We start from the raw sequence: 20457 nt of genomic DNA, 5'->3' as shown, positions 1-20457 counted from the left end.
ATGTTAAACTAGAGAAAATGCAGAACATTAGGAAGGATATGATCCAATGATTGAGAAGATCTTTGCTGAGCTCGATAACGCCTACCCCGAAATGGTGGAAATCCGCCGCTACTTGCACATGAATCCGGAGCCGTCATTCCATGAAACCAAGACTGCTAAATATATCCGCGATTTTTATGAAGATCTCGGTGTCGATATCCGCTTTGGCGTGGGAGGCAATGGCGTCATCGCGACGATCCGTGGCGGCAAGCCCGGCAAGACAGTTGCCTTGCGTGCCGATTTTGACGCCTTGCCGATCCAGGACCAGAAAGAAACGAGCTATAAATCCACTGTGCCGAACGTTGTACACGCGTGCGGACATGACGGCCATACAGCGACATTGCTCGTTCTCGGCAAAATCCTCCACGGCCTGCGCGATGAACTTCCTGGCACCTACGTGCTCATTCACCAGCACGCAGAAGAGCTTGCCCCAGGCGGCGCGAAGCCGATGATCGAAGACGGGGCGCTTGATGGTGTCGATGTAATCTTCGGCACCCATCTATGGTCGACGACGCCATTCGGGCGGATCGATTACCGGACTGGCCCGATCATGGCCGCGGCGGACCGCTTTGAGATCACTGTCCAAGGCCGCGGCGGCCACGGCGCCATGCCACATGAAACCGTCGATGCCGTCGTGACGGGGGCACAACTTGTCACTAGCCTGCAGCAGCTTGTCGCTCGCCGCGTGGATCCGCTCGAGTCTGCAGTACTTACGATCGCATCATTCATTGCAGAAAACCCGTTCAATATCATTGCCGATCAATCAAAACTTAACGGGACGGTCAGATCCTTCACCGAAGGAACGCGTACCCTCGTTGAAAAAGAGATGGAACGCATCGCCAAAGGCACGGCCATCTCGACCAATAGCGATATCGACTTCAAATTCCACCGGGGCTACCCGCCGGTCGTCAACCACGAAAAGGAGACGGAATTCCTGAGGGACCTCGCTAAAGATGTGCCGGGCGTAGAGGAAGTCTTCAATTGCCCGCCGCAAATGGGCGGCGAGGATTTCGCCTATTACCTCGAGGAAATCCCGGGCACGTTCTTCTTCACGGGCGCGATGCCAGACGGCGAAGTCTACCCGCATCACCACCCGAAATTCGACTTTAAGGAAGAGGCGATGCTCATTGCCGCGAAGACACTCGGCAAAGCCGCCGTCACTTGCCACGAATAAACAACATAGCAAAAGGGCTGGAGAAATTTTCATTTTCTCCAGCCCTCTTTTTAATTATTTTCGTTTGTTCAGCTGTTCAGATTTTCTTCTGGCGCCCGCAAGCGTTACGATCGAAACGACGGCTATGACTGCCGCGATAAGTAGCGCTGTCACAAACTGCCCCAATGCCAACAGCAGGATCAATGCTGATACAGCCTGGATCAACTGGACTGCGATCACCCATTTCCATACCGCTTTTTCACGGCTATGCGTGCTAAGCGGGAATAATTGGTCCATGCGGAAATGCTGGGACTGGTTCAGGCCTTGCCATAATTGGATCGTGGAAGCGAACGCCAAGGCCCCGGCAAATAAAGCGATAGCGATTTGGAATGGGATGAGCCAAGCACCGGCCAGGATGATCAGTGTCAAACGCACCCATAAAAAGAACAGCTCATCCGAGCGGATGAAGGTCCGGCTCACTAGATATAAATGGGCATTGGACGCTTTGCTCTTGATCAACCGGTAAATCGGGTTGAGCCATCTGCGTTCCCTGACCTTTCCTTTCAAATGCGGGACGTCAGTGAAATAATTGGCGAACTGGTAAAAGCGCAGCATACGGTTCTCTTCCAATTCGATGAAATGGCCATAAGGGAATGCTTTTCCCGCAGCGCGGCGCCCCAGCCATTTCCCGTAGAAAATCATCGCGAACAAAAACACCGCCGAAACAACAATCCATCCGTCGACATACGACCATACAAACCCGGCAACGAGCAGGAAGCGGACCGCGCGCTCCGGCCAGACCTTATGGCCATCGCTTGCTTTTCGCCAATGGAATTCGCTCCTGACATTCCACCATTTCACAAGCAGCAATAGAATCGGAAAGCCTATCAAATAAGACGAAGGCAAGCCGTATAATGCGTTGATGAGCGGCAAGGAGACGATAAATACGACAATCGGCAAATAGAGCTGCGACACATACGTCCAGCGAAGTGCCGGTTTCAAATATTCATCAAGCCGGCTTTCAAGAGGCAGTAAATACACCCCGTCCGCCTGTTTCAATAAAGTTACCGGCGGGCTGTAGGACAATAGCGCCCCGAACAATACTGCCATCAATAGCGCTGCCGGAAATTCGGGCGGGACATTTTGCACCCATTCGCTATAGGCATACCCGGCCGCACCGATCACGAACAGCATGACGACGGCAATATGGCCGGTGACGATGAATTTTAAATAATTCTGGACTTCCATCGTATAGCGACGGAGCCGCTTGTCCCATACTTCATGCAGGTTCTTCATTGTCGTCATCCTCGGTCATCGCGATATACAAGTCATCGAGTGAGGCATCGGGCATGCCGAATGCCTGGCGCAACTCCGGCATCGTGCCGATTGCCCGCACGCGCCCGTTGTGCAGAAGGATAATGCGGTCGCAATAGCGTTCTGCGGTCGACAGGATATGGGTCGACATGAGCACTGATGCGCCGCTGCGCTTTTGCTGCTCCATCTGGTCGAGCAGCGACTTGATGCCGAGCGGGTCGAGCCCGACGAACGGTTCATCGATGATGTACAAATCCGGATCGACGAGAAAGGCACTCATGATCATGACTTTCTGGCGCATCCCTTTCGAGAAATGGGATGGAAACCATTTCAGCCGCTTTTCCATGCGGAATTCCTTCAACAAAGCGGCGGAACGCTGTTCAAAGACTTCTTGCTCCAGGCCGTAAGCCATCGCTGTCAGTTCAAGATGTTCGCGCAATGTCAATTCCTCGTACAGCACCGGTGTTTCCGGAATATAGGAAAAAGCGGAACGGTAAGCGTCGATGCCTTCCTCGAATGTTCGCCCGTTAAGGCGGATCGCCCCGGATTTCGGCTGCATGATGCCGATGATATGCTTGATGGTCGTGCTCTTCCCTGCCCCGTTCAAGCCGATCAGTCCGACCAATTCACCTTTTTTTATCGAAAAACTCACATCTTTTAATACAGGCTTTCTCGTATAGCCGCCCGTTAAATTTTCAACTTCCAATATTGCCACTTTCAACACCTCTTTCTTCATTTACCATTGTATCAAAACTGCGTAGCGAATTCTTTCAGTAAACGCGACGCTGCATGCAGATGACGGGGACAAGCTGAAATGAAGGATGACTAGGCTGCCGAATATGGTAAACTGAAAAAAGAACGGCCAACCCATTACAGGAAGGATGAGTTTATGAGCGATTGCATTTTTTGCAAAATCATTGCAGGGGAAATTCCGAGCGTCAAAGTGTACGAAGATGAGCATGTCTATGCCTTTATGGACATCATGCCTTTATCGAAAGGACATACGCTCTTAATCCCGAAAACCCACCGCCCGTATGTCTATGACATGACGCCGGACGAAGCTGCTCAATTGTTCAGTGTCGCGCCGAAGATCGCCAGCGCCATCAAAGAGACCTTCGAACCGGAAGGCATGAACTTGTTGAACAACAACGGCCCGAAAGCCGGGCAAAGCGTGTTCCATTTCCATCTGCATTTCATCCCGCGCTACGGCTCAAGCGATGGGTTCGGCGCCAAATGGATGACCAAGGAAAAAGAGTTCACCACAGAGAAGATCCAGGAACTTGCCGAGCAAGTGAAAACCAAGCTAGCCTCTGAGGCTTGATTTTCTGTGCTGCACGAGATAAGATCGTAATACGTTTTTCGCCGGCGGCCATGAGGGCACGCCCGGGAAAAAGAAACTAGAATGAGCTGAGGAGAGATGAGAAATGAATACGAAAAACCTTGTGTTAATGGCGCTGCTTGTCAGCGTCGGTGCGACATTGTACGTAATGATCCCAGGCATCAATGGCGGGATGAAACCCGACTTTATGCTGACGATGATGTTTATTGGAATACTTCTATTCCGTGACGTGAAAAGCGTCTTTTTGCTCGCTGTCACGACCGGCATCATTTCCGGATTGTTTTCAAGCTTTCCGGGAGGCTTTTTCCCGAACATTGTCGATAAATTCGTTACCGCATTCGTCTTTTTTGCGCTTGTGTCGTTATTGAAAAAGCATGCGGCCAAGCTGCCGGTCGGCATTGCGCTCGCTGCTATCGGGACGGTTCTGTCAGGAACTATTTTCCTATCAGCTGCCATCTTCATGTTAGGCGCTGACATCCCGTTCACACTCTTGCTCGCAACAGTCGTCGTGCCGGCAACCGTCATGAACGGTGTTGCCTTTGCAGTCATGTTCCCGATCGTCACGGGGCTCATGAAGCGCTCGAACTTCCAAAGTTCTACAGCCGCGCAGGCTCGCTGATACCTGAAATGCCTTTCCCTTTCACAGGGAAAGGCATTTTTTATTGAATAGCCATTCATTCCATGTTTTAATTAAGTGAAATAAAGGAAAAGAAAGATAGATACGAAAGGAGCGCTTACACTTATGAAAGTTTCGAATTTTTTTGCAGGCCTTGGGGCCGGTCTCATTGCCGGTGCTGTAACAGCCATTCTTTCCGCGCCGAAATCCGGTGAGGAATTGCGCACTTCCATCAAATCGAGCGGCTCGGAATGGAAAGAATCGATGAACGAGCTGAAAGCCCGCATCAATGAATTAAAAGAGTCGATTAACCACTTGACCGAAGAATCGAAAACACAAGTTCCGGAAGCGGTGGATGGCTTGAAAGCTTCCCTCCAGTCATGGCAGGAAGGCACGGCTCCGGCAAAAGAGCACCTGCAACTCGAGATCAAAGCAATTCAAAACTCCATCGAGCAGCTTCAGGCCTCCATCAGCAAAGACAAAGATGAAGAAGAAAAGAAAAAAGACAAACCGACAGCAATCGATCCGAAAAAAGCGCAGGACGACGATTCAGAGACAGCTTGACCCTCATCGGTCAAGTTGTTTTTTTTTTGACCAAATTATTTTACTATTCTCACTTTAATTCAGTTTGCTTTATTGCTATAATAAAGAAAATATTTCCGGTGAAAGTTGGTGCTCGCGTGAATGACAAAGAATATACAATGAAAGAAGCCATGCTGTACAGCCAAAGAATTGGGCAATTATCGAAAGCTTTATGGAAAGCTGTGGAGAAAGATTGGCAGATGTGGATAAAACCTTATGACTTGAATATTAATGAGCATCACATTTTATGGATTTCCTACCATTTGAAGGGAGCCTCCATTTCCGATGTGGCAAAATTCGGGGTCATGCACGTCTCGACGGCATTCAATTTTTCGAAAAAACTTGAGGAACGCCAATTGCTGTCCTTCTCAAAACGCGATACCGATAAACGCAATACATATGTGGAACTGACCCAAAAAGGTGAAGAATTGATGCAGGAGATGATCGAGCGTTACCACGATACGCCTCATTCCGTCGTCGACGGCTCTATTCCGCTGCGCAATCTATACGGCAAGTTCCCTGAATTCATGGATGTCATGGCCATCATCCGCAATATATACGGCGACGATTTTATGGAAATTTTCGAGGCCTCGTTCAAGAATATTGAGAACCGTTTCAACGAGGAAAACCATGTCCTGACCGAGAATAAAAACGCCTGAAAATAGCTCGGGAAATTTCGCCGCAGAAGCTTGCATTCCCCCAGGAAACGTTGTATTGTATGTATCGGTTCATCAACACTTTACATCAATGGGAGATACGCATATGCATTGCTGGAAAACAATCAACGTCAAAAAACAATATGGCTCTGACCGCCTGTTCTTCATTTCCGCGCTGATCGGCGCCGGGGTTTTCACCAGCTATTATATGCTGCTGGCCATCCTATACGCAGACCCTTTGTCTGATCAGAACTTTTTGCTGTTCATGGCCGGGATGCTCTCGATCTACCCTGTCCATAAACTTTTGCATCTAGTGCCATTGCTCGGAAGCCGGAAATGTCTGCAAATCAGCATGCGCAAACAATTGAAGCTATGCCCGACAATTTCTTTGTACATCAAAGAACCGGTACGGAAATCACGCTTCATGTTGGCCCTTCTGGCGCCGTTTGCAGTCATCAACACGGCCATTATTGCACTGAGCATCATTTGGCCGGCCTACAGCCATTATTTCGCCATTTTGCTCGCATACCATAGCGCTTTGTCCGTGACGGATTTAATCTATATCCGTAACCTGGCGCGCTCGCCGCGGCATGCACTTATCGAAGAGACAGATACGGGATTCGAGATCCTGGTGCCGCAGCCAATTGCCTGACCTGCTTTTTTCTTCCCGTTTTGCTATAATGGAAGTTAAGGTCAGAGGGGAGGAAACTCATGATAGTCGCATTCGTCGTAATGTTCTCCGTATTTTATCTGTTCCAGATCAATCGGATGACATTAGCACTTGTTACATCCCGGGAAATTCCCGAAGAAAACCATGAAAAGATTTTTCGTACCATTAACATACTGATTCTAATCCTGCTTGTTTCATTATATGTCGGGGTTGAATTCACCCCGTAAGCACTTGCCAAAGCAAGTGCTTTTTCTATGGAAGCAATCATAATCCCCTACTCTTTGACGGATTCGCAATTTTTTGGAACTTTTTATTTTTTCATTCGTTTATGATATAGTAACTACGGCATCTATTGAAAATCAACGCAAAAACAGCACGTGGCAATACGCTCGCGGCTATCATCCTTTTGCGGAAAATCAACAGTCCACACCTATAAACTCAACTTAGATTGAAAGAAAGTTAGGAGCGAACATTCATGAAGAAATCAGCCTTTACCCTTTCCATCGCGGCAGCGGTTCTTGCGCTTTCCGCATGCAGCGACAACGGTTCCGACAGCGAAGTGCTCGTTACTTCCGACGCAGGAGACGTAACGAAAGAAGAACTTTACCAAGAGATGAAAACCTCCGTCGGCGACCAAGCCATCCAAATCCTGATGATCGAAAAAGTACTAGGTGCAAACTACGAAGTATCGGATGAAGAAGTCGAAGCGGAACTTGAAAGCAATAAAGAAGAAATGGGCGAAAACTTCGAACAATTCCTCGCTCAGAACAACCATACAGAAGAAAGTTATAAAAAAGTCATCCGCTTGAACTTGCTTCAGGAAAAAGCATTGACAGAAGACGTTGAAGTGACGGATGAAGAAATTGAAGAACGCTACGAACGCCAAGGAACGGAACTGAATGCGCGCCACATCCTCGTTGCGGATGAAGAAACAGCCAACGAAGTGAAAAAGAAACTTGATGATGGTGGTGATTTCGCTGAGCTGGCGGAAGAATATTCCACTGACCCAGGATCTGCCGCTAACGGTGGCGCCCTTGACTGGTTCGGCACAGGCGCGATGGTTCCTGAATTCGAAGATGCGGCTTATTCACTTGAAGTCGATGAAATCAGCGAGCCGGTCCAATCCCAGCATGGTTTCCACATTATCCAAGTGACGGAAAAACGGGAAGTCGAAGGGCAAAAGCCGCTTGAAGAACAGCGTGAAGCTTTGCGTTCTGAAATCGCCATGTCCAAAGCGGATCAGTCCACCTTGCTGCCGAAAGTCGCGGCGTTGATGGAAGAAGCGAACATCGACATCAAAGACGAAGAACTTGAAGGCGCATTGGATGAAATCCTCAACACGGAACCGGCTCCAGAAGAAGGAGCCCCAACTGAAGAAGAAACTCCGGCTGAATAAGCACAGCAAAACCCCCGACATCTTTGTCGGGGGTTTTTTGGCTTGTTTTATAGTTTCGGCTTGTAGAATGAGCGGTTGTCGAGCGCGAAGACGCGTTCCGAAAACTCGCCTTCTTTCGTCTTGCCGAGCACGCGGTCGAGCATCATCATCTTCGCATCGATATTGTCGATATAATGGAGGATTTCCGCCTCTTTGATCATCGGCTTTTTCGGGCTGCCCCATTCCTCCTTGCCGTGATGCGACAAGACGATATGTTGAAGGACCATGACCTCTTCCCCTTCGATGCCGAGCTCTTCCGCCGCTTTTGCGATTTCGGTCACCATGATCGAGATATGGCCGAGCAAATTGCCTTCTACGGTATAAGTCGTCGCGACCGGCCCTGATAGTTCAAAGACTTTCCCGATATCATGGAGGATGATTCCCGAATACAGCAAATCCTTATTTAGGCTCGGATACACTTCGCAAATCGCTTTGCCGAGCTTGAGCATTGACACGACATGATCCGCAAGGCCCGACACGTAATCGTGGTGATTGCGCGTGGCGGCCGGGAAGGTCAGGAATTGCTGCTGGTATTTCTTCAGGATGTGACGCGTGATGCGCTGGATTTGAGGATTTTCCATCTCGAACAGGAACTTTGTCACTTCTTCGTGCAATTGGTCTGTACTTTGCGCCGCCGAAGGCAAAAACTCGGCGATCGTCAAATTTTCCTCCGGTTTTGCCGGACGGATGCTTTTGATGCGCAGCTGGTTCTTGCCGCGGTAATTATGGATTTCCCCGCCGACTCTGACAATCGTTTCTGCCGCATACATCCGTTCGTGTTCGTCTTTCGTGTCCCATAGCTTTGCCTCGATGTCTCCGCTCTTATCCTGCAGAACGAGTGACATGAACGGGTTCCCGGTCGTCGTGACGCCTTTGACCGACTGTTTGATCAGCAGAAAATCATCGACTGTCTCCCCGACAGCGCGGGTTGTAATTCCTTTTGTCATGCTTGGATGCTCCTTTCAGGATTCGCCACGTCGATTTGTTGTGCACTTGGCCAAGCCTCACGCATCTCTTCGTGGCATGTGAAATATATGAACTGGTGATTTGCCTGCAGCTCTTCCACTAATTTTATCACTTGCCGTCTTCTTCGGCGATCAAAATGGACGAACGGGTCATCCATGATAATCGGAAACGGATGGGATTCCTTCAAAGAAGAAGCCAGTGCAAAGCGCAATGCCAGATATGCCTGCTCTTTTGTCGCTTGGCTAAGCTCGATGACGCGAAAACGCAAGCCGTCTTTCCGCAGCGCTTCGAAGTTTCCTTCACGGCTTAGCAACAAGCGGACATAGTCCCCGCCCGTCAATTGCGTGAAGTACGATTCCGAACGCCTTAACACCGCAGGCAACTTCGTCTCTTTCAATTCATCCATCGTCTGTTTAAATACTTCGACGATCGCACGGTTGACGGCCCATTCCTTCGCCGCGTCCTGGAACTCCGCCTTTTTCATTTCCAATTCCTGAAGTTTCAGCGCATGCCCTTCATCCGATAATAAATGCCTCGTCAACTGGAGTTTTTCCGCTTGTTCTTCCCATAATGACTGGCGTTCCTCCCGCAGTTCGTCCAATTGTCGTTGCAAACGGCCCAGAAATTGTTCGGCATCCACCCGTCCATCGGCAAGCGCAGCGGGTTTTTCCACTTCCCCGATGACAGACAGCTGCGACTGGATCACCCGCAATTGTTCCTGTGCGGAATTTGCTTGTTCCGACCGTTTGGCTGCGCGGTAAAACGAATCCTCGTCTGCCACTGCCGCTCTTGTAAACAGCTCTTCCAAGGCTTCGGAAAGTTTCGCCAAGCGCTCGCCGCATTTCCTGGACTGCTCTTCCAGCTGCCGCTTTTTCTCGCGGATTTTCCCGGCGTTCTGGAGTTTCTGCTGGCGCGTTTCCCATTCCGCCCGAAGTACGCTGATGACATTGCTCGCGCTCGCTGGCTTGCCGCATGCTCGTTGCGCCTGGTCAAGCCACGCCTCCCGTTCATTTTCCAATTTCCCGATTTCTCCACTGATGCGCTCCAGCCGGCTAGCTGCTGTGTGCACATCACGCAATTTGTCGAATACCGTCAATACGGTAGCGCGCGAGGTTTCCTCCGGAAAGCCGAGCGATCGCAGCAAGCTCCGGTATTCCTGCAGTTCCGGGCTACTGTTTGTCTGCGGCAGCGCTGCGATTTTCCGCTTGCTCGACTCGATCGCGTCGAATCGTTCATCTAGCCCCTTATCGTATTCCGCTAGCTTCGTAAGCAAAGCTTCATATTCCGCTTCCTTCCCGGCATAACGTTCCACTAGTTCATCATGAGCCGAGCCGTCCGGTGATTTCCTGTCGCGCCACCAGAGCCATGCCGATGCGCCGAGCGCCATGGCCGCAAGCACACCCGTGAACGCATCTGCGGAAACTGCAGCAATGGCCAGGCCGACAACCCCGATGGCCCCCAGCAGGAATTGGGCGAGGCGGTTATTGGCAGCCGTTCCCGCTTGCCGTTTTCGCTGCGCTTTGGCCAGCGCCAGCTGCGGCTCAATATCGGCCCATCGTTCCGCGCGCTGCCGCTGTTCTTCGGGTGGCTCCGCTTCAAGGTATTGCTTCAATGCGTGTTCGGCTTCCGACAGCCGTTCCCGCTCTTCCGCCAATCGGCGCTGCCTGAAAGCTTGTTCTTGTTCGGCGCTCTGGAGCGCCTGCAATATGCTTTTCAATCGCTCTTCCTGCTCAAGCGAGGCATCCGCGGATAGAGCCTGTTCTTGTGTCATGCCACATAATTTCAGCAAGCGGCCGAGATCGTCCTGCAATCGGCTGCGTTCTTCTTCTTTCACTTTCAATGAAGAATCCATCTGGTGCCATTCAGCTTCGCGCCCTAGCAGGTCCGCTAGCGAATCCGTTTCAGGCAGATCGCCGACAGGTTTGAGCCGGGCCAGCTCATTTTCAAGGAAAGCGGATTCGGCCTGTAATTCATTCTTTTGGTCGAGCAGTCGTTCATACTGGCGAATGCCCGATTCCGGGAAATTCACCGGCCCGTTTTCCGCCAAGCGCTCGAGTTGTTGTTTGCGTGCCAATAACGGGGCCGCTTGCTGCCATTTCTCTGCTTCCTTGATACCTTGAACGATTATGTTCTCAGCCCGGTCCAGTTCACCTAAACGCTGCTTGATCTGTTCCAGCCGCTCGGTGGCCGGCCGGAAGGTGTCTGCGCGCAGTTTATAATCGCGCAATTCTGCCTCCAGCTCCCGAAGCTCTTCGGTCAAACGGTTGATAAGCGGCAATTTTCCGCCTTTCTTGAATAGCTCCCCCATTTCACGCTCAAGCTGGCTTTCCATCCTCCCGGCATGGTCGACACCGGCTGTCCCGGAGGATAACAGCGTGCGCGTCAGCTCCTGTTCGGTCATTTGGTCGAGATCCTGGAGCTCATGGACAGAGAACGAATAGATTGCTTCATAGGACGCCCGGTCATATCCCCTTAACAGCTCCGAAAGCTCAGCCTCGCCCCCGCGGCGCCCGTCTTCAAACCAGAGCGTCACGTCACCTGCTGATTTACCGGCTGTCCGCTCGATCACGACACGGCCATGAACGGGGTCGCTCAGCTGCAGCTGGCCACCGTATTTGCCCCCTGCTTTCGGTTCATAGCGTTTATGCGGCTGGCTGCGTGCTGAAAAGCCGAAAAGTATCTGCAAGACGAATTGCTGGATAGTCGTCTTCCCTGCTTCGTTCATTCCGTAGAATACGGCCATCGGTTTGTTCAGGTTGATGGTCCTATTCTCGTGGCGCCCAAAACCATAAATGATCAGTTTTTCAAGTTTCATCGCTGGTCCTCCAATGCCATCATCTTACGGATTTTCGCTACCGCTTCCATCTGCAATTCGCTCTGCAGCCCGTCGTTCAACTGCGGCAGGAAACGCCCGCTTTTCGGATGGTTGTAAAGCTCCTTCAAAGCTTCTTTCCAGTCGCCTGCCTCCCAATCTTGCAGGCGGTCTGCGAGCTGTTTACCGAATGGCGATAATTCCGCCGTTAGATTTCCTTTGTCGAGCTGCACACTTGAAATATGGACAAAGCGTTGTTGTTCGCTGAGCGCTTCACGCATTGCATACACAAGCTCTGCCTGCGGGATATCCTCCAGCATGAGAAGAGTGGAATCGTCCGGGCTTTGCAATTCGAGATCACAGACGAGCGCCTCGGCATCCTGCGTTTCAAGCTGTTCCTTGATGATGCTGAATAATTCATTCATGTGCTGGACACCGCTGCAATCGATGGCGATTCGCTCAAAACGCACCGCTTCCGCCGCAATGAACTCCAGTTCAGCATGGCCATCCGTTAACACAACATCGTAAAAGCCTTTCGGGCCGGACTCTTTCCGATGGCGCCCTTGCAGGTTTCCGGGATAGACAATCGGCGGGTCAGCCGATAACTGCTGCCGCTTATGGATATGGCCAAGCGCCCAATAATCATAGTTTTTGGCCAGCAATTGCTCTTTGCGGAACGGCGCGTATACAGCGTGTTCCGTGTCGCTTTCCTCGGAGCCGTGAAGCATGCCGATCTGGACAATGCCCGTTTCTTTGTCGGGATAATGTTCAATCATCGATTCTGTTACATGACGGCGGCCATAGCTGAACCCTGCAATGCTCACCGTTTGTCCACTCACTTCTAGTGAGATGTTTTCTACGCTGTCCTGAAATACGTGAACATTCGGCGGCAGTTCAAAACTAGCCGCCCCCCCGCTTAAATGATCATGGTTGCCATGGCTCAAGAAAACCGGAATGCCCGCATCGTGCAATTGCTCCATGCCTTGCTGGAACCGGTGCTGTGCGCGCAAGTTGCGATCTTCCCCGTCGTAGATGTCCCCGACAATCAATAGAAAATCAGGATGCGTTTCCAGCGTATAGGAAATCAACCGTTCAAAAGCTTTCAACGTGCTGTGCTGAAGCTGTTTCCACTGTTCGGTGCCCAGCCCTTTCATACCGCTGAACGGGCTTCCGAGATGCAAATCAGCGCTGTGGATAAATCGGATACTTGCCATATTGCTCCCCTTTTCAAACACGAATATTTGTTCCTATCTTACCATTTCCGCAAATGAAAAAAAACTGCCTGCGGAAACTTCCCGCAAGCAGCCTCTTCATTATTTTTCATTGCCCAGCTTGATCGCCCGGCGGATATCTTTCAACGACTGGGATGAGCCGTACATCAACACGCCGCCTCGATAGACGCGTGCACCGAACCAGCCGAGAAGGCCAATCGTCAACAACATGATCGCAATCGACAAGAGCGGCTCCCATAGAGGGATGTCGAGCAGTCCGACACGCAGGAACATGACGAGCGGCGCAAAAAACGGGATATAGGAAGCGACTGTCACATACCCTGCGTCCGGCATGGAAATGCCTGAAAATGCGATGAATGAGGCAATGATGATCAAGATCATCATTGGCAGCATCAATTGCTGGACGTCTTCTGTCCGGCTGACGAGCGAACCGAGCAGAGCAGCGAGCACGGCGTATAGGAAATAGCCCAGCAAAAAGAACAGGATGGCGTAGAAGAAGGTGCTGAATTTCACTTCGGAAAAACCCATCACGCTAAATACGCCTTCGGTCAGGTCCGAGCCTGAACTTTGGATTGCCAAATACCCAGCCAACGCAAAAATCATCATCTGCAAAATACCGAGCGTGCCGATGCCCGCAATTTTCGCAAACATGTGCTTGACCGGTGACACGCTGGAAATCAAGATTTCCATGACGCGCGACGACTTCTCGTTCGCCACTTCCATGGCGATCATGTTCGGGTAATAAATGACCGCAATATAGATGACCATGATCAGAATATAGACAAGGCCGCGTGCTTGGCTTAATTCTTCCTGGGATTTGGAAGATTCAGCAAGTGCTTCACGCTCCATTTCGACCGGTGCAAACAATTGGGCAAGCTCCGTTTCTTCGAGCTCCAGCTGCTCGGCAACCCGTGCCGTCTGGAGGCTCTGGAGCGCATTTTCCAGTTCAGCGGCTTGAGCGGATTCAGTTGCAGACTCCGCTACATAACGGGCAACGACCCCATCATCCCCCTCAACAACCAGGTAAGCGTCCATCTCGCCTGCTTCTACATCCGACCTCAATTGTTCTTCAGAAAGCGCACTCGCTTCCAATTGAATGTTACTTTCTTGCTGATCGAGTTGCGCTTGCAAGGCTGCTGTATACTGTCCTGTTTCATCTAAGACTTGTAGCGTTTGCTGTGAACTGCCATCTCCATCGAATGACTCGATGATCGATGGCAAATTGGCCAGCAGGAAAAATGATGCGACAACGACCAGCGTCGTAACCATGAACGATTTCGTCATCGCTTTCGTTTTGAATGCCTGTTTGAAAATGATCCAGAAACTATGCATGGATACCGCCCACCTTTTCGATGAAAATCTCTTCGAGGCTTGGTTCTTCCAATGCAAACTGGCGCACCGGGCCAAGCTCTAAGGCACGGGCAAGCAGATCTTGGCCGACCGTTTCATCGCCAATGCGGAATACGCCGCCACTTCGCTGAGCGGTGAATTTTTCAACGCCCGGCAATTCGCTTAACGCCGTGATGTCGGCATCTGTGTGAATACGGACATTTTGCTTGCCGAACGTGCGTTTCACTTCGCGAATCGATCCGTGAACGACCAATTTACCTTTGTCTAGAATGCTCATGTCGTCGCATAATTCCTCGACATGGTCCATGCGGTGGCTGGAAAACACGATCGTCGCCCCTTGCTTTTGAAAATCGAGTATCGCTTTTTTCAGCATTTCCACATTGACGGGATCGAGTCCGGAAAACGGCTCGTCTAAAATCAATAGTTTGGGGTTATGTAGGAGAGAAGCAATCAATTGGATTTTCTGCTGGTTGCCTTTCGATAATTCTTCCACTTTCTTATTGGCATAATGAGGCACTTCAAAGCGCTCCAGCCAATCCTTTGTGCCTTGTTCCGCTTGTTTTTTATCCATGCGCCGCAGCCTTGCCAAATAGACGAGCTGGTCCTGCACTTTCATCTTTGGGTATAATCCGCGCTCCTCCGGCAAATAGCCGATATCCGGGCTGTCTGCGTAACTGATGCGCTGTCCTTGCCATAGCACCTCGCCTTGTGTCGGCGTAAGGAGTCCCAGCGCCATGCGGAACGTCGTCGTCTTGCCTGCCCCGTTCGCGCCGAGAAAACCGTGCATCTGCCCTTCAGCTACGTCAAGGGAGATATCGTCTACAGCTGTAAAATCGCCAAACTGTTTCGTTGCATTTCTAATTGATAAAGTCATCGTTCACGTCCCCTTTCCTCCTTTATATACGGCAGCAAAGCCGAAATGTTTCAAATTTGCAGGACATTTCCGCTTAAACCCTTTATACTGAAAAATGAATAATCGTTCAGAAAGGGGTGCCGAATATGAGAACGTATAAACTGACTGCATATGAAAAAAACGGCAAATTGATCGAGGAAGAAACTTTTACCGCAGAGACGGACGATGAAGCGAAAAAAAAGGGGCTCGCGCTGCTCGAAGAAAAAGCGTTGACTGAAAAAACCCACCGGCTCGCATCTCCAGCTGGCAAACTTCTATTGTTCCATACCTAAAAAACACGGCAGCCGCCGTGTTTTTTCTTTTGGACCGTTTTTGCTAAAAAAAAGAATGGCGGAAACCCGCCATTCTTTTTAGGCTGTCGAGAAAGTTATGAAGTCGTATTTTCCAAAGCTTATTGATCGCTTTCCGCGGGCGGGAATCGAGCCTCCTCGGCCGCTACCGAAAACCCTTGTGCTCAACTCTCACTACGTTCGAGCATCGCAGAAAACCCGCTTGCTCCCACATCTGCTCAACCCTCACTATGTTCGGGCATCGCAAAAGAGATCTGCCAGCAGATGCGTCGCAAATGAATAGGCTCAGCATAGCTTCGCTCATTCATTGCCTGTGGGGTCTCTCAAACCCGCTATTCCCGCAGGAAAGATAAGATCGACCTACGGGAGACCTTATCTTTGCGAAGTAATGCGTAGCATTATTGAGCAGAATGTTTTCCGATCAAACGCTTCTCCAAATACTTAGATAGACCTTTGATTTAGAAAATGTAGAAAAACAGTTTTCGCTCCAATTTATAGCTGTTCATAAACTTGTTCAACACTCTGAAAAGAATGGCGGAAACCCGCCATTCTTTTCATTTTCCTTTAAAAGCAGGCTTGCGCTTTTCTACGAAAGCTTGTATGCCTTCGAGGTGGTCTGCCGTTTTACGCATCGCCGATTGCCCAGCAGCTTCACCCGCGAGCACTTCGTCCAGTTCGGCCAGCTTCAAGCCGTGCAGGATTTCTTTAGACTTCAGCTTCGCCGCGACTGGAGAGGCAAGTACTTCATGCGCGTATTTCTCCGCCTGTTCCAAGCCCCTGCCTTCCGCCGTCACTTCTTCGATCAGGCCTTTGGCGAGAGCATCATGCGCTTTCAGCACTTGCCCCGCCCAAATCAATTGCTTCGCGCGCGGCACGCCGACACGTTCTTTCAGGAAGAAATGGCCACCACCGTCAGGAATGAGCCCGATGCCGATGAAATTCATGGCCAACTTGCTGCTTTCTTCCGCCACCACATGATCACAGGCAAGCGCCATGCTGAAGCCAAGACCCGCGGAAGCACCGTGCACGGCGGCAATGGTCACTTGCGGCAGTGTATAAAGCGCTTTTGCCAAACGGCTGACATCCTCCATGACCGCCTCGATATCCATCGGGTTGTCGGGATCGACCATTTCCTTGATGTCCCCCCCGGCAGAAAATGCCCGCCCTGCGCCGTGAATGATCAACGCATGAACGGATCCGTCATGTTTCAAGCTTTCGAAGCAGTCCGCAAGCTCCCCCATCATCTTCGCGTTCATTGCATTCATCGAATCCGGACGGTTCAATACCAAATGGGCCAAACGCCCATCTTTTTTCAGCATAATCGTTTGATACATAAGAAAAAGACACCCCTTCGTAAAAATGAATTTGCATTCATCTTTACGTATTCGGTGTCTTTTCCGTAAATCCTTTTTTTGCTTGAATTACATGCTTTCGTAAAGGGATTGAACCGGCTTGATCAATACGCGGTTCACTTCTTCGATCATCTGGCTAAGACCCATTTCAGCTTCGAGCATAGACAAGATTTTCGGGTTTTCCTGAGCGGCTTGTGCTGTCGCTTGAGCGCCCATCATTTCTTCTTCCGTGATTTCTTCGCCCTGCTGCTGTTTTTGCTGCAAAGTCACTTGCAAATCGCGGAATTTCTTGAACAATTCGTTTGCTTCGTTGTCAGCTGTTACTTCCGCAACTGCCTGTTCGAGTTTCTGGAATTCCTCTGTTGAACGGAATGTGGATTCCAATTTGTTGATGTCGTCATAAATGTTTACTGCCATGTAAATCTCTCCTCTACCCCAAATTCAGCACCGTGACGAGCAAGCCCTGGAGTATGCCGATAAAGCCCCCAGAAATGCGCCCAGTACCGTGATCATCTTGAATTCTCTCCGTGAAATCCCGAGCACCAATTCTTCCAATCGGCTGAGCGGCAGAGAATCGACTTGCTGTTTGACCATGTTTTCCATGTCGATTTTCACGATGGTCTCTTCTAACTTCTGCTCTCCCATCTCGAATGCGAAATCCGTGATGAGAGGCGTAATATTGACACTTGTCCATTCTAACCCCCCAGGCCATGTCTCTGCAAGCGATGCGTCCAGCCTGTCGGAGATCTTTGCCTGGTCACGGACGTATTGTTTGATGGCGAGGATCATCGGTTCGGCATCGAATTCTTTCAGGAGTTCATCAGCCCGCTTGTCCTGAAGCTTTTCCCATTCGCGAAACGCCAATGTGCCAAGCAGCTCGAAGGTTTTCGGGGAGTTGAGGAATTTGATGATCTCTGATTGGGTCTTATTGGTGATCGACTGGGAATCGCCGAACAGATTATGGAGCACAGTCCCGAAACGGCCGCGCGATACCAGGAATTCATCCAATAAACTTTTCACGGTCTGGCGTCCGGCTGGAGAGGCGAAGTAATCCGTCCCCCTGCCGATCGTGTATTTGACACCAGCGAAAATCTTATCCTCTATTTCCGGCTTCCACGTTTCGGGAAGCAGTTCTCGGACGGTTTTTCCGGCAATATATGATTCGGCGGCGTCACGGTTTCTGTCCACCAAGCCATCGAGTTTCGCTTCGATTTTACGGTCGAGACCCTGTTGGTTGGCGAGGTCCAGCCATTCATTGAACGTGCGGGGCGAGGAAAACAGATGATGATCTAATTGGCGATTGAGCCAATTCTCGGTTTTTTTATGCATCGCCTCATTGAAAAAACGTTTCTTGAACGTTTCCGGCGTCAGTAAATGTTCGACAACGGTTCGGCCAAGCTGGCGCGAAAGTTCATCCCGGCGTTTCGGGATCAGACCTGGCGTAAACGGCAGGCGGAACTTGCCGATGTATTTCGCTTCATATGGCCAGAACAGCATTTTAATTGCCAAATGGTTCGTCATGCCGCCGATCAAGGCGCCAATGAACGCCATCAGCAGTAATGTCAGTAGAATATTCAACTAAGGTCACTCATTTCTTCTTTGTCTATTGCGCCGCTTGCCCTATAATGGAAAGAGACGACCAAAGGGGGATTCCGATGCTGCAGCATTTCAAATTCAAGCCGATGTTCGAGGACAGCCGGCTGCCCGGCTGGAATATCTCATTTTTTTACCGCAATGAACGCATTCGCGGCGAATATCATCCGGACGGTTCGATTATTTGGCAATCCGCTCCGCCGCAGGACGAGGAAGCCATCAAGAAGATGGTCCATGAGCTGATGCTCTATCATGTATACGACTGAAGTGCCGGGATGGTTCCGGCACTTTTTTCATTTTCGCCATGAGCCCTAGCTATATTATAAAGATAGAGCTGCATGAATCACAACAATCGCGAATTGCAGTCCCGAAAAAGAAAAAAGGGGCGGCCCCTTACCCAACGTTCTGGGTAGTGGCCATCCCTGATTGGATGCGATACATCTGGCGGTAGATGCCGCCGTGTTCCATCAATTCATCATGCGTGCCGGATTCAGCGATTTCGCCACGGTCGAGCACCAAGATGCGGTCTGCATTCTTGATGGTCGACAGACGGTGGGCGATGATGAACGTCGTCCGGCCTTTCTTCAATACATCCATCGCATGCTGGATGATTTCTTCTGTTTCCGTATCGATATTCGATGTCGCTTCGTCCAGGATCAAAATCGCCGGATCGAAAGCCAACGCCCGTGCAAATGACACCAGCTGGCGCTGCCCGGAAGAAAGCGTACTGCCTTTTTCCACGACCGGCTCATCGATGCCTTTCGGCAAATGCTTCGTGACACGCTCGCCGCCGACTGCCGCCAGTGCCGCTTGCGCTTTTTCACGGCTGACGCGTTCGTCCCCGAGCGTGATATTGGATTCGATCGTTCCCGTGAATAAATACGGGTCTTGCAAAACGATCCCCATATGTTCACGCACAGCCTGCCTCGGCAAATCCTTGACATTGACGCCGTCTATCAGAATCTGCCCTTTTGTCGTGTCGTAAAAACGGAACAGCAAGTTCATGATCGAACTTTTTCCTGATCCTGTATGGCCGACAAGTGCGATAGTCTCCCCTTGCTTCGCTTCAAATGATAGATCCTTCAAAACGTATTCCTCATCTTTATACGCAAACCAGACCTGTTCAAAGCTCACATTGCCTGCATAGCGCTCGACCCGGTCGTCGCTGACCGGTTCACCTGGGCGGTCAAGCAAGCGGAACACCCGTTCAGCTGCCACGAGTGATTGTTCCAGGCGGCTGAATTGGTTGACGATGCCGCTGATCGGATTGAACAAGCGGATGATGTAATCGACAAATGCATACAAGACGCCGACCGTCACGACCTCATTGCCGCTCATCGAGGCACTGCCGAAATACCAGATGAACAGCACGAAAATCATCGAGCGCAAGACGCCGACCATATTGTGCGAAGCGGCGGCCTCTAACACCAATAGTTTCTGCTGGAATTTGAAATGCTTATCATTGAGCTCTTCAAACTCGCCTTTCATCTGCTTCTCCCGGCGGAATGCCTGGATGATGCTCATGCCTTGGATCGATTCATTGATCATGGCATTCATCTCGCTGACTTTTTCCCGGACAATGTGGTTGAAATTCGAAGCATATTTCCGGTAAATGAGCATCCATGCATACAACAGCGGCACGAGTACGAACGCGATCGCCGCCATGCGCCAGTCCAGATAGAACAATGCTGCATAGATCCCGGCCATATACATGAAACTTGTCGCGAATTGCGCAAGCACCGTGACGAACAACTCGCGGATCGCTTCGGTGTCGTTGGTGATGCGCGCGACCACTTTCCCTGCCGGCAAATTATCGAAATAGCTGATCGGCAAGCGCTGGACATGTTCAAAGACATCGGTCCGCATTTTACGGATGACACGGTTCGCGCCTTTTTGCAGCAAGATATACTGCAGGTAACGGAACACTGCCGTGACGACCGACAAGCCGAAGAACAGCGCCAGAAGCTGTGCGATCGGCCCGAATTCGATTGCTCCGGCATCCGAGATGTGTTCATCGATGATTTCCTTGGCAATCAATGGTGCCGCCAAATCGGCAGCTACCGCGACCGCAAGGAACACCAAGCCCCAAATGATGACACGCTTGAATTGCAATGCATACTTTGTTAAACGTTTTCCTGTTCCCAT

Annotated in this window: 21 protein-coding genes; 10 read left to right on the top strand and 11 right to left on the bottom strand. The window is 50.6% G+C overall.

Annotation, left to right across the window (positions count from 1 at the left end; all coding sequences use genetic code 11):
- Positions 1 to 46 precede the first annotated feature (46 nt).
- Positions 47 to 1213 carry a M20 metallopeptidase family protein gene (locus tag BBI15_RS05595; protein ID WP_068868679.1) on the top strand — a complete coding sequence of 389 codons (1167 nt, stop codon included), beginning with the start codon at positions 47 to 49 and terminating at the stop codon, positions 1211 to 1213.
- A gap of 54 nt (positions 1214 to 1267) precedes the next feature.
- On the opposite strand, the gene BBI15_RS05590 is transcribed toward BBI15_RS05595, so the two are convergent.
- On the bottom strand, positions 1268 to 2488 hold the full coding sequence (locus BBI15_RS05590; protein WP_068868678.1) for an ABC transporter permease: 1221 nt from the start codon (positions 2486 to 2488) through the stop codon (positions 1268 to 1270).
- Positions 2472 to 3221 (bottom strand): ABC transporter ATP-binding protein, encoded by a 750-nt coding sequence (locus tag BBI15_RS05585; protein ID WP_068868677.1) that lies wholly within the window; start codon positions 3219 to 3221, stop codon positions 2472 to 2474. Before BBI15_RS05585 ends, BBI15_RS05590 begins: the two co-directional genes overlap by 17 nt.
- 174 nt (positions 3222 to 3395) lie before the next feature.
- On the opposite strand from BBI15_RS05585, the gene BBI15_RS05580 reads away from it, so the two are divergent.
- The 7 genes from BBI15_RS05580 (at position 3396) to BBI15_RS05550 (ending at position 7765) form a co-directional block, all read left to right on the top strand.
- Entirely contained in the window at positions 3396 to 3827 is a 432-nt protein-coding gene (locus tag BBI15_RS05580) for an HIT family protein (RefSeq protein ID WP_068868676.1), read from the top strand.
- Positions 3828 to 3930: 103 nt separating this feature from the next.
- Positions 3931 to 4464, top strand: coding sequence for a tryptophan transporter (locus tag BBI15_RS05575; protein WP_068868675.1), 534 nt, complete (start codon positions 3931 to 3933; stop codon positions 4462 to 4464).
- Between the two features lie 123 nt (positions 4465 to 4587).
- Entirely contained in the window at positions 4588 to 5025 is a 438-nt protein-coding gene (locus tag BBI15_RS05570; protein WP_068868674.1) for a YtxH domain-containing protein, read from the top strand.
- A 116-nt stretch (positions 5026 to 5141) separates the two neighbouring features.
- Positions 5142 to 5702, top strand: coding sequence for an HTH-type transcriptional regulator Hpr (locus tag BBI15_RS05565; RefSeq protein ID WP_068872521.1), 561 nt, complete (start codon positions 5142 to 5144; stop codon positions 5700 to 5702).
- A gap of 103 nt (positions 5703 to 5805) precedes the next feature.
- Positions 5806 to 6351: a DUF3267 domain-containing protein gene (locus tag BBI15_RS05560; RefSeq protein ID WP_068868673.1), complete on the top strand. Its 546-nt coding sequence runs from the start codon at positions 5806 to 5808 to the stop codon at positions 6349 to 6351.
- Positions 6352 to 6410: 59 nt separating this feature from the next.
- A complete protein-coding gene (locus tag BBI15_RS16615; RefSeq protein WP_068868672.1) occupies positions 6411 to 6596 on the top strand; it encodes a hypothetical protein in 186 nt (61 codons plus the stop codon).
- Positions 6597 to 6844: 248 nt separating this feature from the next.
- Positions 6845 to 7765 carry a peptidylprolyl isomerase gene (locus BBI15_RS05550; protein WP_068868671.1) on the top strand — a complete coding sequence of 307 codons (921 nt, stop codon included), beginning with the start codon at positions 6845 to 6847 and terminating at the stop codon, positions 7763 to 7765.
- A 47-nt stretch (positions 7766 to 7812) separates the two neighbouring features.
- On the opposite strand, the gene yhaM is transcribed toward BBI15_RS05550, so the two are convergent.
- The 5 genes from yhaM to BBI15_RS05525 all read right to left on the bottom strand — a co-directional run bounded on the left by yhaM (position 7813) and on the right by BBI15_RS05525 (position 15038).
- The gene (gene yhaM / locus BBI15_RS05545) at positions 7813 to 8751 is read right to left on the bottom strand and encodes a 3'-5' exoribonuclease YhaM (RefSeq protein WP_068868670.1); all 939 of its coding nucleotides are present in this window, start codon (positions 8749 to 8751) and stop codon (positions 7813 to 7815) included.
- Positions 8748 to 11585: an ATP-binding protein gene (locus BBI15_RS05540; RefSeq protein WP_068868669.1), complete on the bottom strand. Its 2838-nt coding sequence runs from the start codon at positions 11583 to 11585 to the stop codon at positions 8748 to 8750. Before BBI15_RS05540 ends, yhaM begins: the two co-directional genes overlap by 4 nt.
- Complete coding sequence (locus BBI15_RS05535; protein ID WP_068868668.1) at positions 11582 to 12796, bottom strand: metallophosphoesterase family protein; 1215 nt, start codon at positions 12794 to 12796, stop codon at positions 11582 to 11584. Before BBI15_RS05535 ends, BBI15_RS05540 begins: the two co-directional genes overlap by 4 nt.
- 99 nt (positions 12797 to 12895) lie before the next feature.
- Positions 12896 to 14146 (bottom strand): ABC transporter permease, encoded by a 1251-nt coding sequence (locus BBI15_RS05530; protein WP_068868667.1) that lies wholly within the window; start codon positions 14144 to 14146, stop codon positions 12896 to 12898.
- Entirely contained in the window at positions 14139 to 15038 is a 900-nt protein-coding gene (locus BBI15_RS05525) for an ABC transporter ATP-binding protein (protein ID WP_068868666.1), read from the bottom strand. The genes BBI15_RS05530 and BBI15_RS05525 overlap by 8 nt, the downstream gene beginning before the upstream one ends.
- 125 nt (positions 15039 to 15163) lie before the next feature.
- On the opposite strand from BBI15_RS05525, the gene BBI15_RS05520 reads away from it, so the two are divergent.
- Entirely contained in the window at positions 15164 to 15349 is a 186-nt protein-coding gene (locus BBI15_RS05520) for a YhzD family protein (protein WP_068868665.1), read from the top strand.
- 572 nt (positions 15350 to 15921) lie between these two features.
- Here the strand turns inward: BBI15_RS05520 and BBI15_RS05515 are convergent.
- From BBI15_RS05515 to BBI15_RS05505, 3 genes are all read right to left on the bottom strand, one after another.
- The gene (locus BBI15_RS05515) at positions 15922 to 16701 is read right to left on the bottom strand and encodes an enoyl-CoA hydratase (protein WP_068868664.1); all 780 of its coding nucleotides are present in this window, start codon (positions 16699 to 16701) and stop codon (positions 15922 to 15924) included.
- An 87-nt stretch (positions 16702 to 16788) separates the two neighbouring features.
- Positions 16789 to 17136 carry a YlbF family regulator gene (locus tag BBI15_RS05510; protein ID WP_058381305.1) on the bottom strand — a complete coding sequence of 116 codons (348 nt, stop codon included), beginning with the start codon at positions 17134 to 17136 and terminating at the stop codon, positions 16789 to 16791.
- A gap of 24 nt (positions 17137 to 17160) precedes the next feature.
- Entirely contained in the window at positions 17161 to 18297 is a 1137-nt protein-coding gene (locus BBI15_RS05505) for a DUF445 domain-containing protein (protein WP_237150915.1), read from the bottom strand.
- Positions 18298 to 18374: 77 nt separating this feature from the next.
- Here BBI15_RS05505 and BBI15_RS05500 point away from each other — a divergent pair, with 77 nt between their 5' ends.
- On the top strand, positions 18375 to 18578 hold the full coding sequence (locus tag BBI15_RS05500) for a YheE family protein (RefSeq protein ID WP_068868663.1): 204 nt from the start codon (positions 18375 to 18377) through the stop codon (positions 18576 to 18578).
- Positions 18579 to 18705: 127 nt separating this feature from the next.
- Here the strand turns inward: BBI15_RS05500 and BBI15_RS05495 are convergent, their stop codons facing one another.
- Positions 18706 to 20457 carry an ABC transporter ATP-binding protein gene (locus BBI15_RS05495; protein WP_068868662.1) on the bottom strand — a complete coding sequence of 584 codons (1752 nt, stop codon included), beginning with the start codon at positions 20455 to 20457 and terminating at the stop codon, positions 18706 to 18708.

It is taken from the genome of Planococcus plakortidis, from assembly GCF_001687605.2.
Classification (GTDB): domain Bacteria; phylum Bacillota; class Bacilli; order Bacillales_A; family Planococcaceae; genus Planococcus; species Planococcus plakortidis.
The sequence above is the reverse complement of the archived record's forward strand: the minus strand, read 5'-3'. Positions and strand labels throughout refer to the sequence as shown.